The 14544-nt window shown below is 64.4% G+C and carries 13 protein-coding genes; 10 read left to right on the plus strand and 3 right to left on the minus strand.

The genetic code is table 11. The features are described from left to right. The first annotated feature begins 151 nt into the window (after window positions 1-151). The 4 genes from B8V81_RS16740 (at window position 152) to B8V81_RS16755 (ending at window position 5775) form a co-directional block, all read left to right on the plus strand. Window positions 152-2443, plus strand: coding sequence for a hypothetical protein (locus B8V81_RS16740; RefSeq protein WP_101808791.1), 2292 nt, complete (start codon window positions 152-154; stop codon window positions 2441-2443). Further along, entirely contained in the window at window positions 2409-3377 is a 969-nt protein-coding gene (locus B8V81_RS16745) for a hypothetical protein (RefSeq protein ID WP_146000518.1), read from the plus strand. The genes B8V81_RS16740 and B8V81_RS16745 overlap by 35 nt, the downstream gene beginning before the upstream one ends. A gap of 40 nt (window positions 3378-3417) precedes the next feature. Further along, window positions 3418-3900 (plus strand): A24 family peptidase, encoded by a 483-nt coding sequence (locus tag B8V81_RS16750; protein WP_180968474.1) that lies wholly within the window; start codon window positions 3418-3420, stop codon window positions 3898-3900. A gap of 63 nt (window positions 3901-3963) precedes the next feature. Further along, entirely contained in the window at window positions 3964-5775 is a 1812-nt protein-coding gene (locus B8V81_RS16755) for a DUF6382 and FHA domain-containing protein (protein ID WP_101808794.1), read from the plus strand. Here B8V81_RS16755 and B8V81_RS16760 read toward each other — a convergent pair. The 3 genes from B8V81_RS16760 to B8V81_RS16770 form a co-directional block, all read right to left on the minus strand. Further along, entirely contained in the window at window positions 5772-6680 is a 909-nt protein-coding gene (locus tag B8V81_RS16760) for a TIGR01777 family oxidoreductase (RefSeq protein WP_101808795.1), read from the minus strand. The two genes, B8V81_RS16755 and B8V81_RS16760, sit on opposite strands and share 4 nt — an antisense overlap. 53 nt (window positions 6681-6733) lie before the next feature. After that, complete coding sequence (locus B8V81_RS16765; protein WP_146000519.1) at window positions 6734-7243, minus strand: hypothetical protein; 510 nt, start codon at window positions 7241-7243, stop codon at window positions 6734-6736. 81 nt (window positions 7244-7324) lie between these two features. After that, a complete protein-coding gene (locus tag B8V81_RS16770) occupies window positions 7325-7762 on the minus strand; it encodes a DUF2621 domain-containing protein (RefSeq protein ID WP_028599965.1) in 438 nt (145 codons plus the stop codon). Between the two features lie 108 nt (window positions 7763-7870). On the opposite strand from B8V81_RS16770, the gene B8V81_RS16775 reads away from it, so the two are divergent. The 6 genes from B8V81_RS16775 (at window position 7871) to B8V81_RS16800 (ending at window position 14501) form a co-directional block, all read left to right on the plus strand. After that, window positions 7871-9001, plus strand: coding sequence for a deoxyribonuclease IV (locus tag B8V81_RS16775; protein ID WP_028599964.1), 1131 nt, complete (start codon window positions 7871-7873; stop codon window positions 8999-9001). Between the two features lie 217 nt (window positions 9002-9218). Further along, complete coding sequence (purU, locus tag B8V81_RS16780; RefSeq protein ID WP_101808797.1) at window positions 9219-10118, plus strand: formyltetrahydrofolate deformylase; 900 nt, start codon at window positions 9219-9221, stop codon at window positions 10116-10118. A gap of 137 nt (window positions 10119-10255) precedes the next feature. After that, window positions 10256-12274: a transketolase gene (tkt, locus tag B8V81_RS16785; protein ID WP_028599962.1), complete on the plus strand. Its 2019-nt coding sequence runs from the start codon at window positions 10256-10258 to the stop codon at window positions 12272-12274. 174 nt (window positions 12275-12448) lie between these two features. Beyond that, window positions 12449-12766, plus strand: a complete 318-nt coding sequence (gene ppnP, locus B8V81_RS16790) for a pyrimidine/purine nucleoside phosphorylase (protein ID WP_101808798.1) — start codon at window positions 12449-12451, stop codon at window positions 12764-12766. 138 nt (window positions 12767-12904) lie between these two features. After that, complete coding sequence (locus B8V81_RS16795; RefSeq protein ID WP_280522988.1) at window positions 12905-13546, plus strand: RNA polymerase sigma factor; 642 nt, start codon at window positions 12905-12907, stop codon at window positions 13544-13546. Beyond that, window positions 13536-14501, plus strand: coding sequence for a hypothetical protein (locus B8V81_RS16800; RefSeq protein WP_101808800.1), 966 nt, complete (start codon window positions 13536-13538; stop codon window positions 14499-14501). The genes B8V81_RS16795 and B8V81_RS16800 overlap by 11 nt, the downstream gene beginning before the upstream one ends. Window positions 14502-14544 lie beyond the last annotated feature (43 nt).

The following is a 14544-nucleotide window of genomic DNA, read 5'->3' on the forward strand; positions in this document are numbered from 1 at the left end:
CGGCAGGCGACGATGGGGAGGCGGTATAAGCGGGTGCAGGCACCTGGCTGACACGCATTGCGGCTGCTCTTGGCGACAGAAGCGGCCGGTCCAGGAGGCTGGCCGAGCAGGCTTCCGCTCGGCGCACGGAGCGGTCACGATCTGGACCTGCATGACGGTGTCGGCTGTCCTGCTGCTGATGGCGCTCCTCATCGACTACTCCCGCATCGCCGCTTTCCAATACAAGCTCGACAGCCTTGCCGGCTCGTCGGTCCGCTCGGTGCTGGCCGCTTATGACGAGCCTTTGTACGAACGCTACGGGCTGTTCGGCCGCGGAGGGACCGATGCCGCGCAGCTCGCGGCCGAGGCGCTGGACGTCTCGGACGCTCGAGGCGGGCTCTCCGATCTGCTGCCGAGCGAGAAAGACGGCATGAGTCGTCGAATCGATCTTCTCCAGCTTGAGCTCGGCGAGCCGTCGGCGCAGCCGGCTCTCATGCTTGGCGAGTGGCCTGTGCTTCGACGCCAGATCGAGCAGGAGATGAAGATCAAAGGTCCGATCGACCTGACGCTGGAGCTGATCGACAAGCTGCGGCCGGTGGGCGGCTCGATGAAGCAGGCCGCGCAGGAGATCGGCACGCTTCAGCAGTCGGAAAAGGTTTTCGACAAGCGGCAAAGCGCCTTGGCCGAAATGCTGAGCCTAGGGGAGGCTGCCGCAAAGGTGGTCCGGGAAACGGGCAGCGACGGACTCGTCCCGCTGCCTGGACGCGGCCAGGCAGCCACGTTCAAGGAGTCGGCGGACGGCTACGGCTCGTACCTCGCTTGGCTGGCCGCCGATGAAGCCGCCCAAGCGGCCTACCAAGCGGCGCTGCTGGCAGTTCCTCCGGCCAAGGAAGGCATGCCGGCCGCTCCGCTGCCGACCCCGCCGATGCTGAACACGGCTTCCATCCAGAACTACGAAGCGGCTGCAGCCGAGACGGCGGGCCGCCTGCTCGGGCTCGCCGCCTCAGCGGATCAGCATGATCGCTTGATAGGAGAGGCGCTGCAGCAGCTCGAGCTTGCCTTGCAGGCGGAGCAGGAGCTGGAACGGCTGGCGGCCGCCTCGCCGGCCGCTGCCTCGCCTCCGGCCGGATCGGAACCCCAGGCGGGAGCTGCTGCGGATCTGTCCGGACTGCTGCTCGGCAGAAGCTGGTTTGCAGAGACCGAGGCGGCGCTGAGAAGGCAAGGAGAGCGGCTGCGCGTGTTCGCGGCCGAAGCGTCGGTCGCAGGCAGAAGGCTGGAGCAGGCCGTGCAGCGGCGGTCGCTGGCGGATGTGCCGCTGCTTCGGGGCGATGCCGCCCTGCTCGCCGACAAGCTGGAGCTTTACTGGCAAGCCTACGTTTCCCCAGGCGAAGAGCTGCAGCGGCTGAAGGCGAAGCTGGAGGCTTCGGACGGCAGCAAGAAGCTCCGGGAAGCCGAGAAGAAAAAGGCGGGCAGCCTTTGGAAGCAGGCTAAGGAGATGCTGGACGGATTCGAACGGATGAAGGCCGCGGAAGCCGAGCTGGAGGAATTCGCCCAGGTGGAGCGCTTGGCCGAAGCGAATCGGGCGTTCAACGAGTCGCTTCGGCAGCAGGACGACGGCGGTCAGGGCGAGGGAGCTGCAGGCGGCCAGGAAAAATCGGAGCGGCCGTCAACGGAGGGATCGGCCGCCGCCGGGGCTGAAGCGGCAAGCGGGAGGTCGGCAGCCTCCGATGAAGCCGATGCGGCGGACGAGGCGATCGCCAGTGCCCAGGAGACGGGCGGCGTGGTGCTGGGAGGACTGGAATCGCTGCTGGCCGCCGGAGGCGAGCGTCTGCTGATGGCGGAATACGGCGCCAGGCGCTTCGCCTCGATGGATCCGAGACGGCTGCAGACGCTGCTCGTCGGCGGGAGCTCGCAAGAAGCGTCGTCGGAGCTGACTTCGCTGGATCATCAGGAACTGGAATATATTCTTTACGGCTTCGCCAATCCGGCGGCCAATCTCGGAGCCGCATACGGCGAGCTGTTCGCGCTGAGGCTGGCGATCCGCACGATGGAGGGGCTGATCGCCAGCCGGGCGGCCGGCCATCCGCTGCTCGTGCTCGCCATGGCCGGCGTCTACGGCTTGCAGCATGCGCTGGGCGATCTGCGCGAGCTCGGCGCGACGGGAGAGGCGGAGCTGTCCAAGTACGCGCCGGTACGGCTCGGCTATTTGGATTACCTGCGATTGTTCATGCTGACGCACGGTACGGGGGACAAGCCGCTCAGCCGCATGGCGGCGGTCATCGAGCATCGGACGGGGGCGAGGCTGGAGCGGGTTCCGACGGGAATGTCGGTCGCGCTGACCGGCTCGATCCCGCTCTGGTTCTTGCCCGGCTTGGTCCGCCTTGCCGGACGAGCCGGAGCGATTGACGGTCAGGTGACAGGAGGGAAATATGAAGCGACATCGATTGCCGGCTGGTCTTATTGATGGCTCGGCCAAGCGTCTGCTTCGCGGACGCGAAGGCTCGATCGTGCTGGAGGCGGCGCTCGTCGTTCCGGCTTTCCTGCTCCTGCTCGTGTTCCTCTCCGTATTCCTGCAGCTGTCTGCCGCAGAAACGGCGCTGCAGCGGGCTGCGGACAGCTCGGCCCGGCTGATCGCCTCCCATATGCGACCGGCGCTGCTGCTGCAGCAGGAAGCGTCGGCGGCGTTAAGCGCGGCCAGTCCGAGCGGCGTCGATGCGGCTTTGCCCGGCTGGCGAGAGGCGGCGGCGTCGGTGGCCGGCCGCTTGCCGGAGCCGGCCGGACCGCTCGCCGAATCCGTATTGCGCGGCGAATGGAAGCCCGTGATGCAGCAGGCTGCGGATGCGGCGGCAAGAACGGCGCTGGAGCCGCTGCTTCTCCGGGAGGCGGAGAAGGCCGGGCTGGACGCTGGACATGTCCGGCTGGCCGCGGTCCGCTTGCCCGATCTCGACACTCGGGAGCAGGGCTTCCTGCTGCTGGAGGCCGAGTACGAGTTTCCGATCCGGGTGCCGTTCACGAACGAAAGGCTCGTGCTGCGGCGATGGGCGAAAGAACGGGCCTGGATTCCAGATGCGGTGGCCGCGATGGGCGGAGGCGATGTCGAGTCCGGGGAAGGAACCGTTCGGATTACGGGCTTGACGCCGGTTCCGGCCCGTCCGGGCAGGAAAGCAACGCTGACCGCTGTCGCGTCCCCCGGAGCGCAGGTGACGCTCGAGGTCCGATACAAAAGCGGAAGCAGCGTCTCCCGTCATGTCGGCACGAAGACGGCCGACTCGCTCGGCAGAGTCGATTGGACCTGGCTCGTATCAGGCAATACGACGCCGGGCATTTGGGAGGTGATCGTCACCAGCTCCGATGGAGGAAGCGCGACGATGCCTTTCCATGTCGAGAAGAAGCCTTAGCCGGATCGGGTTGATTTCATTTGCGAAAGGAGGCAGAGCGATGCCGGTTTGGACTGGAGCTGCGACCGGTCTGCTGCTCGCGCTCGCTTTTTGGAGCGATATCCGTACGATGCGCATTCCAAACGCGTTGACCGGAGGCTTTTTCGTCGCCGGGCTGCTGGCGCACGCAGCGGCGGAAGGGGGAGCCGGACTCGGCCAATCGGCGCTCGGGGCGGCCGCCGGCTTCATCCCGCTCGCGCTGCTCTATTTGCTGCGGGGCATCGGAGCCGGAGACGTCAAGCTGTTCGCGGCGATCGGAGCCTGGACGGGAGCGGCCGCCGTGCTTGAGCTGCTGCTGTACTCGATGCTCGCCGGCGGAATCGGCGGAGCCGGATACTTGCTGGCCGTCCGCGCGCGCCGCTTCATGCGCGCGCGTCATGAGGCCCCTCCGGACAACGAGCCGGCGAGCCGCGCGCCGTCCCGGTTCCCGTTCATGCTGGCCGTCGTGCCGGGAGCGCTGGCGATGCTGCTGCTGGGCGAGTAGAAGCTTGATCGCCTGCGGCTCAAAAGCAATTGGATTCGGAACAAAGCAAAAGGAGGACGCGCGATGCGTCAGATCATAGCGGACTTTGAATGGAATCGGGAGCATGAGCTCGTGCTGTCCCGACCAGGCGGAATCGGGCGCGGCGACCTGGAGGAGATCGAGCTGGCGATGCTGGAGGAGGTTCAAGTGCCGGGACTGCTTCCGATCGGCTGGGAGGAGATGAACGGGGAGGTCAGGCTGAGATATCGGCTGACGGGCCGCAAGATGCTGAAGCAGCGGCTCGCGGACGGAATGGAGCGGCCGGAGGAGCTGTACTCGCTGCTCTATGGCGTCGTCTCGGCGATCGAGCAGTGCCGCGCCTGCCTGCTCGAACCGGACAATCTTCTGTTGGATGAGTCCTATCTGTTTGTCGGCGAGACATGGATGGATAGCGGCCTCGTCTATATGCCGATGCGTTCGGAGCATCGGCCTTCGGAGCTCCCGCTGCGCAGCCGGCTGCTTGCCTTGGCCGCCGTTTGCGGAGGCGCGATCCGGGAGGTCGATGCCGGATTGCCGGCATTGCTGAAGGCGCTCGGCGACGAGCAAGTCTCGATGGCCAGCTTGAAGGCGACGCTGCTGGAACTGTGCGCCGGCGGCAAAGGGGCAGGAGAAATGATCGGACCCGGGAACGGCGGCGTGGCGGCGCCTGCGCCGCATGCGGCGGGAAGCGCGGCCGGTCTGAAGGGAGCGGCGCTTCAGCAGCCGCTTGCGGAGCCGCCTGCTTTCAGGGCGCTGGCATTCTCGGCGCCAGCGACTTCCGTTGCCGCTCCATCGACATCTGCCGCGCCAGCGACTTCCGTTGCCGCTCCATCGACATCTGCCGCTCCATCGACATCGACCGTTAGTTCTGCGCCCTTCCTCGCCGCTCCGGCGCGGTTGACCCAGCAGGACGAGCGGATCCGTCCGGCGGAGAAGCCGGGAGCATCCCCGGGCGGACGCAAGCCCGGCCTTCATACCTCGGACGCGCTGCTGCCTTTGCAGCTGGAGCCCGTATCGCTCCATCCACCGGAGCCGTCCGGCCAAGAGGCAAAACCGCTGAACCGGGGCATCGTCATCCTCGCCGTGCTGGCGGCGGCGGCGCTTCCCTGGAAGATGCTGTATTGGGAGGAGCCGACGAGCTCCAACCTGATGATCAGCCTCGGCACGCTCGCACTCGCAGCAGCCGCGATCGTCTGGATCTGGAAGGGCAAGAAGGGCGGACCGCAGGAACCGTCCTGGGAGCAAAGCCATCCGGCCGCATTCGAGCCGGACTCCGGCCCGCTGGCGCTCAAGCGGGACAAGCGCTGGGCGCTCGAGATGGCAGAGCCGGGCGGATCAGGGCCGGACGAGGCGGAGCCGTGGAGATGGAGCGTCCATCCGAACCCGCTTCAGGATGCGCTTCAGGATCCGCCTCGATCGGTCTCGGACCGAGCTTCGGAGGAGATTCGGCCGACGCCGTCCCGGCCTCCCGCGTCCGAGCCGACCGTTTGGCTCGGCGGGGCAGATGAGCGGGAGCGGCAAGACGGAGCCGCCGTTTCGGCGGGCATCGTCCATCGGACTCGCGGCGGAGCGAAGGACAGCTTCGCCCTGATGCCGGGACGCCATACGATCGGCCGCGCTTCGGATTCCGCAGAGTGGACGGACGAGACGAGCGGCGTTTCTCGCCGCCATGTCGAGCTGGAGTGCCGGGCGGGCTCCTGCGAGGCCAAGGATCTCGGCTCGAGAAACGGCACGACGCTTAATGGCCGAGCGATGATCCCTTATAAAAGCTACAAGCTGGAGGACGGCGACGTCCTCCAGCTTGCCGGGCGGGACGGATCCCGATATGAGGTGCGGCTGGACTCTCCTCGCGGCTAGCGGAGCAGGTCGTCCAGCGCTGGCTGGATTTCAGGGAAGTCGAAGCGGAAGCCGCTTTGCAGCGCCTTGTCGGGGAGGACCCGCTGGCCTTTAAGCAGCAGCTCGGACATTTCTCCGAGCGCGAGCTTGAGCGGAAGCGAAGGGGCGACCAGCCAGTAGGGGCGGCCAAGCGCCCGGGCTGCCGCGCGGCCGAACTGCTCGTTGCGAGCCGGCTCAGGCGACACCGCGTTGATCGGACCCGAGAGGCTGTCATTTTCCAAAGCGTGGACGATGAGGCGAGTCAGGTCCTGCAGATGGATCCATGACATCCATTGCCGGCCGCTTCCGACCGGTCCTCCTGCCATCGCGCGGAACGGGAGAAGCATGCTCGGCAGCGCTCCGCCTCCGTTGCCGAGCACGATGCCGAAGCGCAGCAGCGCTCGCCGCCGGGCCGGGATGCGCTTTGCTGCTTGCTCCCAGTCCCGCACGACGGAGGAGAGGAAGTCGCTGTCGGTCGTCGGGCTGTCCTCCGTGAACGAAGCCGAATCCGAAAACCCGTACGCATTCACTCCGGACGCCTGCACGAGCACCTGCGGATCCGCCTTGGCCCGTTCCAGCAGCGCGCCCAGCTTGGCCGCCGTCTCGATCCGCGATTCCCGGATCCGCTTCTTGGCGCTATTCGTCCAGCGCTGGCTGATCGGCTCCCCCGCCAGATTGACGATGGCTTCGACGCCGGCAAGCTCGCTCGGATCTTCTTCCAGCCGATCCCATTCGACAACGCGAAAGCTCCCGGCGCCGTTCGGAGCGGTGCCGGGAGCTTTCGCGGAGCTGCGGGAGACGATCCAGCCGGAGTGGCCGGCACGGGACAGGCGCTCGTCGAGCGCTCGGCCGATGAAGCCGGTTCCTCCGGCGATGACGATCTTCATCCTTGACTCCTCCGTTCTTCGATCTGTTGCGTCTTAGCCGACGGCGGCTCGCCTCAGGAAGCTTCCTTAATGGAGACGAGCCACGGCTGCTTGATCTTGCCGTCCGTGCCTCCGTCGACTTCCTTCACGATGTAGGTGTAGTCGACGGTCGTTCCTTGGTCGAACGCCTGCATCTGCTGGACAAGCTCGGAGCCGGCCTGGAATACGACGGTATCGGTAGCGGTCTTGATCTCGACGGAATGGCCGTCCGCGAGGCCGTTGAACGTGCCGGACGCCTGCTGCTCCTGGGATTGCGTCACGGGATCGCCGCTGGCAGCGGCTTTTTCGGAGTTGCCGGGCGTTGGCGTCGCCTCGGCGACCGGCTCGCCGACGGAGTCGGGAGACACGTCGGACGAGCTGTCCACGATGCCGCTTCCTGTCGTCGCGTTGGCGGCGTTGTCCGCGGGCATTTCCTTCACGCCGCATCCTGCGGCGATCATCAGCATCGACATCAAGGCCAGGCTCGCGGGCGCGAGGCTGGCTTTTCTTTTGCCGCCGGAGCGGCGGGCTGTCATCAGGTTCATGGCAAGCACCTCCAAGGTCGTCTTTTCCTGTGCTTTTCCTTACCCGGACCAGCTGCCGGCCAATCTGCCGGCGACGGACGCTCAGCGGTTCAGGAGATGGGTGTAGGCGGAGTAGTCGATGCCCCGCTTGTCCAGGAACGTGACGAGGCTGCGGTAGTCCCGCTTGGGCGTCGCGCGGATGTAGCCTTCGATGCAATGGTTCCGCGTCACCTCGCTGGCGCCGCTCTCGACGGCGACTTGTCCGATCCGCGCCGCGATGGAGTGGCGGGCGATGTCGCGGAACGGACCGGGAACGGGCGAGACCAGCTCGTCGAGCAGCTCCTTGGAGTCGTCCGTCCACATGTCCCGGCTGCGCTCGACCCAATAGTTTTGCCAGTCGAGCTTGGACTTGCCGTCGCGTTTAGGCAGCACCTTGAGGAACTTGCGGAACATGAAGAAGCCTCCGACGGCCATCGAGCCGACCATGACGAAAGCCCAAAAAACGATGAAATACATGAACCAGTCTGGAATGTGGGGCATGAACGGTGTCACCTCACTCCAAATTATAGCCGATTCCTAGATTTATTTCGACGCACCTTGTAGAATAAGACTAATTGTTTTCACCACATCCGAAAGGGGCCACGAAGCATGCTCAAAATCGGTTCCCACGTCTCCTTCAGCGACAAGGGGCTCGTCACCGCCGCTCAGGAGGCCATCTCCTACGGCTCCAGCTCGTTCATGATCTACACCGGCGCGCCTCAGAACACGCGGCGCAAGCCGATCGAATCCTTATATATCGAAGAAGGCAAGCAGCTGATGGAAGGCGCCGGGATCGGCGAGATCGTCGTCCACGCTCCTTACATCATCAATCTCGGCTCTTATAAGGAAGACACGTTCGAGCTCGCCGTGCGCTTCCTGCAGGAGGAAATCCGCCGCACGCATGCGATCGGCGTCCGCAACATCGTGCTCCATCCAGGCGCGTACACCGACAAGGACGCGGAATTCGGCATCAACCGCATCGCGGAAGGACTGAACGAGGTGCTGTCCGGCGTCGAGGAGACCGACGTCAACATCGCGCTGGAGACGATGGCCGGCAAGGGCACGGAGATCGGCCGCACGTTCGAGGAGCTCGCCGCGATCATGGACAAGGTGTCGAACAACGATCGCCTGACCGTCTGCCTGGACACCTGCCACATGCATGACGCGGGGTACGACCTGGCGGGAGACCTGGACGGCGTGCTGCAGCAGTTCGACCGCATCGTCGGCCTTGACAAGGCGGCCGTCGTCCATGTGAACGATACGAAAAATCCGATCGGCTCCCACAAGGACCGCCATACGCCGATCGGCTCCGGCTGGCTCGGCTACGACGCGATCGAGCGGATCGTGCGGCACGAGGCGCTGGCCGGGCGTCCGTTCATCCTCGAGACGCCGTGGATCGGCAAGGATCCAAAGAAGCAGCGCCCGATGTATGAGGCGGAGATCGCGCTGCTGCGCGGAGACGGCCTGGAGCGGTTCGGCGAGCGCTTCTTCGACCAGCTGGAGCGGCTGCATCATTTCCTCGGCAAGCAGGACATCGACCGCCGCACGTACGTGCTGTCGGTATGGGATACGATCAAAAGCGACGCCAAGGCGCGCAAGGCCGATCCCCGCGAGCCGATGGAGCGGCTGTACGACCTCGTGCGCGAAGCGGGAGAGGACTTCCGCGATACGGCCGAGGAAGAGCTCAACCAGCTGATCACGTACTGGTTCGCCGGCAAGCAGGCGCTCGTCAACGCCTGATCGCAAACAAAGGCAGCAGCTTGCAAGCTCGTCATCCAGTCCGAAGACCTTGCTCGGCAGGCCCGGAGCCGTCCCATGCGGACGGGCTGGACCTGCCTCTCTTTCGGCCGCCCGCTTTAGCGCGGAGGCGTTATGCAGTTCGCTTGCGCTTCATGGCCGCCGCAGCGGCGGCATCTGCAAGCCCTTATTTTGAACATGGAAGGAAGAAACGACCCCTATGCCTCATTCCTATCAATCCCTCCAGCCCGGAGACGCGCCCTCATCCGGTCGCGCCCGCATGCTTATCTCCTGTCCGGACCGGCCGGGCATCGTCGCCGCTGTGTCCCAGTTCCTCTACGAGCACGGAGCCAACATCGTCCAATCCGATCAGTATACGATGAATCCCGAAGGCGGCATGTTCTTCATCCGCTTCGAGTTCGACCTGGCCGACATGGACGCCCAGCTGCCGGTGCTGCAGGAGGACTTCGGCCGCGTGGCGGACCGCTTCGAGATGAAGTGGCATACGTTCCGCGCGAGCCGCAAGAAACGCCTCGCGATCTTCGTCTCCAAGGAGGACCACTGCCTGCTGGAGCTGCTCTGGCAATGGCAGGCCGGCGATCTCGACGTCGAGATCGCGATGGTCATCAGCAATCACGACGACATGCGCGGGCTTGTCGAATCGTTCGGCATCCCGTACCACCATATCCCGGTTACGCCCGACACCAAGGCGGAGGCGGAGCGCAAGCAGCTGGAGACGATCGGCCGCAGCGCCGACCTGATCGTGCTGGCTCGCTACATGCAGATCGTGTCGCCGAAGGTGATCGAGCAGTTTCCGAACCGCATCATCAACATCCACCACTCGTTCCTGCCGGCGTTCGTCGGCGGCAAGCCGTACGCCCAAGCCTACAACCGCGGCGTCAAGATCATCGGCGCGACCGCGCATTATGTGACCGAGGAGCTGGACGGAGGCCCGATCATCGAGCAGGACGTGCAGCGCGTCAGCCATCGCGACGACGTGCCGAGCCTCAAGCGGATCGGCCGCACGATCGAGCGCGTCGTCCTGGCGCGCGCGGTCAAATGGCATGCCGAGGACCGCATCCTCGTCCATCAGAACAAGACGGTCGTCTTCCACGGCTAGCCCTAGCGGCGCCATCATTCATGAAACCTTCATCCGGCCGCTCGGGCCGGATGATGGCATTTGCTCATGCGGCAGTGGTACAATATTTCACATGAAGCGACACGCTTGAACCGCCGAAACTAGGAGGAGATTCTTTCATGGCCATCAGCCAAGCTACGATTGACCAGCTTTCCGTTACGACGATCCGCACGCTTTCCATCGACGCGGTCGAAAAAGCCAACTCCGGCCACCCGGGCATGCCGATGGGCGCCGCGCCGATGGGCTACCAGCTGTTCGCCAAGACGATGACTCATAACCCTTCCAACCCGACCTGGATCAACCGCGACCGCTTCGTGCTGTCCGCAGGACACGGCTCGATGCTGCTCTACAGCCTGCTCCATCTGTCCGGGTACGATCTTTCCATCGACGACCTCAAGAGCTTCCGCCAGTGGGGCTCCAGAACGCCGGGCCACCCGGAATTCGGCCATACGGCAGGCGTAGACGCAACGACGGGACCGCTCGGCCAAGGCGTCGGCATGGCCGTCGGCATGGCGATGGCGGAAGCTCATCTCGGCGCCGTCTACAACCAGGACGGCCTCGAGCTGGTCGACCACTACACGTACGCGATCTGCGGCGACGGCGACCTTTCCGAGGGCATCTCCAATGAAGCCGCCTCGCTCGCCGGCCATCTGCAGCTCGGCAAGCTCATCATGCTGTACGATTCCAATGACATCTCGCTCGACGGCGAGCTCAGCCTGAGCTTCTCCGAAAATGTGGCAAAGCGCTTCGACGGCTACGGCTGGCAGGTGCTGCGCGTCGAGGACGGCAACGACTTGAACGCGCTGGCGGCGGCCATCGCCGCGGCCCAGGCCGAGAAGTCCAAGCCGACGCTGATCGAAGTGAAGACGATGATCGGCTTCGGCAGCCCGAACAAGGGCGGCAAGGGCGGCCATGGCGGCACGCACGGCTCCCCGCTCGGCGCCGAAGAGACGGTGCTGACCAAGAAGTTCTACGAGTGGGCTTCCGAAGAGCCGTTTTATGTGCCGGACGAAGTCCGCGCGCACTTCGCGGAAGTGAAGCAAAAAGGCGAGCAGGCCAATGCCGCATGGGACGAGAAGTTTGCCAAGTACGAGCAGGCGTATCCGGAGCTGGCCGCGCAGTTCAAGCGCTCCGTCAGCGGCGACCTGCCGGAAGGCTGGGACGCGGATCTGCCGTCCTACTCGCCGTCCGACAAGGCGGTCTCGACTCGCGTCGCTTCCGGCAACGCGCTGAACGGCCTCGCCAAGAACGTTCCTGCCCTGGCCGGCGGCTCCGCCGACCTGGAAAGCTCCACGATGACCCATCTCAAAGGCATCGACGTGTATAAGCCGGGCAACTATGCAGGCCGCAACATCTACTTCGGCATCCGCGAGTTCGGCATGGCCGCCGCGATGAACGGCATCGCGCTGCATGGCGGCATGAAGATTTTCGGAGGCACGTTCTTCGTCTTCACCGACTACCTGCGTCCGGCGGTACGGCTGGCGGCGCTCATGGGCCTGCCGGTCACCTACGTGCTGACGCATGACAGCATCGCGGTCGGCGAGGACGGCCCGACGCATGAGCCGGTCGAGCAGCTGGCGAGCATCCGCGTCATTCCGAACCTGACGGTCATCCGTCCGGCCGATGGCAACGAGACGTCCGCCGCGTGGGCGTACTCGCTCGAGAACAAGAAGAATCCGGTCGCGCTCGTGCTGACGCGCCAGAACCTGCCGATCCTCGAAGGCACGGCCGAGAACGCTCGCGAGGGCATCAAGCGCGGCGCCTACGTCATCTCCGACGCGCAGGGCGGCAAGCCGCAGGCGCAGCTGCTGGCGACCGGCTCCGAGGTGCAGCTGGCCGTCGCCGCCCAAAAGGCGCTCGCGGCCGAAGGCATCCAGGTCCGCGTCATCAGCATGCCGAGCTGGGATCTGTTCGACAGCCAGGACAAAGCGTACCGCGATTCCGTCCTGCTGCCGGACGTCAAAGCCCGTCTCGCGATCGAGATGGCGCATCCGTTCGGCTGGCATCGCTACACGGGAGACGGCGGCGCGGTGCTCGGCATCGACACGTTCGGCGCTTCCGCCCCTGGCGACCGCGTCATCAAGGAATACGGCTTCACGGTGGAGAACGTCGTCGCCAAGGTCAAAGAGCTGCTGTAAGCGGCAGACCTTTCCGTCGGCACGATCCCCCGGATATTCATGGAGATCAGCGGCGTTCCGCTGCAACATGCTGGAGAAGGCTCCCCGCCTTTTCCGGCTTTTTCTTGATCCATTGTTGTGGTATGCTAAAGCGGTAAAGAGTCGAACCACTACCACCCGAAGGAGCACGAATTCATGTCCCAATTCGAAAACGTCACCGCCGTCAAAAAGGCGAACATCTACTTCGACGGCAAGGTGACGAGCCGCACCGTCCTGTTCCCGGACGGAACGAAAAAAACGCTCGGCATCATGCTGCCCGGCGAATACGAGTTCGGTACCGACAGCAAGGAGATCATGGAGATTCTGGCCGGCGGCCTGAAGGTCCAGCTGCCGGACAGCGAGGAATGGATCGCGATCGAAGGCGAAGGCGAGTTCACCGTGCCGGCAAATGCGAAGTTCAAGCTCGTCGTGAGCCGCGTGACGGATTACTGCTGCAGCTATATCCAAGAGTAGAAACGCCCTCATTTCCCTGATCTCTTCTGAAAACGAAGGCAGGCCGTCTACGGACGGCTTGCCTTTTTGGCGTTCGCTTAATTATTTTGGATTACGAGGGAACCTTTGGATATCGGGCCGAGTCTAAGCGACGAGGAGGTGAGGAGAATCGGCAAAGAGGGCACGGCAAGTCCTTACGCATGGCGAAAAGGCAATGACAGCCGGCTTCGCGCCAAGCCTGGCAACGAACCTCCATCCGAATCGGGCTTGAGCGAGTCGGAGCGGAATGAAGCAGAGAATCGAGAAAAACTGGCCAAGCTGATGGACGAGCATGGCGACGCCGTATTCGGGTACGCGCTTGCCTTGACGAGGAGCCATGCGCTGGCTGGCGATGTCACCCAGGAAACGTTCCTCAAGGCGTACCGTAGCCTGCAAGGGTATCGAGGCCAGTCGTCCATGCGCACCTGGCTGTTCGCGATCGCGCGGAATACGGCGCTGAGCGAGTTGCGCTCCGCCTATTTTAGACGCATCATCTTGTTCGCCCGGGTTGACGGCGGAGGAAGCGCCTGTTCGGCAGAATCCTCCTATCTCGATGCGGCTGCGGCAGGAGAGCTGAGACAGATCGTGCTGAAGCTGCCGTTCAAGCTCAAGGAAGCGCTGCTGCTGGAGCTGGACCACGGTCTAAGCTTGAAGGAAATCGGAGAGACGCTGGAATTGTCCGTCGGCACGGTCAAGTCCCGCCTGAGCCGTGCCAGGCGCAGGGTAGAGAGCGAATGGAGGCGAAGGAACGATGAACAGTGACATTCCCGATTGGTATGGGGAAGCTGCCGACGGCGGCGCCTCGGGGCGGTTCACGGCGGAGATGAAGAAGCAGGTGCTCCGGCAAGCAGCCGATCGGCCATCAGCGCGGCGTCAGCCAAGCCTCTTTGCGGTCGCGGGAGCAGCTGCGCTGGCAGCGATGACAGCCTTGCTGGTGCTGCTGTCGGTTCAGCCGGATCTCATGCTTCAGCTGGAGAAGCGTTGGCAAGCAGACGGGAAGGCGCAGCCGCAGGCAGCCGCTTCCGAGGGTTCCGCCTCCTCTGCGGGCAAGCCCCTTCATTTTCAGGGCGGATTGGAAGAGACGGAAGCGGGCGCTGTCCTGAATGTCTTCATGCCGCATAGCGTCCAGCCCATCCCGCTGTCAGCCGTGAAGATCACGGAGGCTTCCGAGTGGCAGGAGGGAGCGAGGACGATCGCGTTCGAGCAGACGGTCAATGACTATACGAGCCGCGGGAACGGCTTTCAGCTGATGGGGGCGGGCGGAGAGCCGGAGGAGAGGGTTTTCGAGGTCGGCAAGCATGCTTCCAACGAGCTCGACATCGTACCGACCTCCTTTTATGGAGACTCTGCATTCAAGCTGGAAGGCAAATGCGGATGGGGCGAGGAAAAAAAGCCCTGCTCGCTCTGGGTCGACCGTTCGCAGGAACAGATTCGCGTCTTTTTCCCTGTCGGGAAAAAGCTCGAGCAGGAGACGGATATCGATGGCGACGGGGAGCCGGAGCTGATCGTGACGGAACCATCCAACCGCATCATGATCTACAAACGCAATGTGGACGGAACCAAGGCGGCCAGCGTGCAGGATGCCCTGGACAGGTCCTCTACCTTCCGGCTGGAGCTGGATGAACGGACGGGAGCGATCACCGATCCGAGCACGGGGACGACTTACCGCTATGAAGCCGACGGCAAGGAGATCAGGCTGCTGCCCGAAAAGCCGTGACTTGCCTCGGCATGCATGGGACGCGCCTCCCCTCACATCTGGC

This window comes from Paenibacillus pasadenensis, from assembly GCF_002864175.1.
GTDB classification, from domain to species: domain Bacteria; phylum Bacillota; class Bacilli; order Paenibacillales; family Paenibacillaceae; genus Paenibacillus_O; species Paenibacillus_O pasadenensis.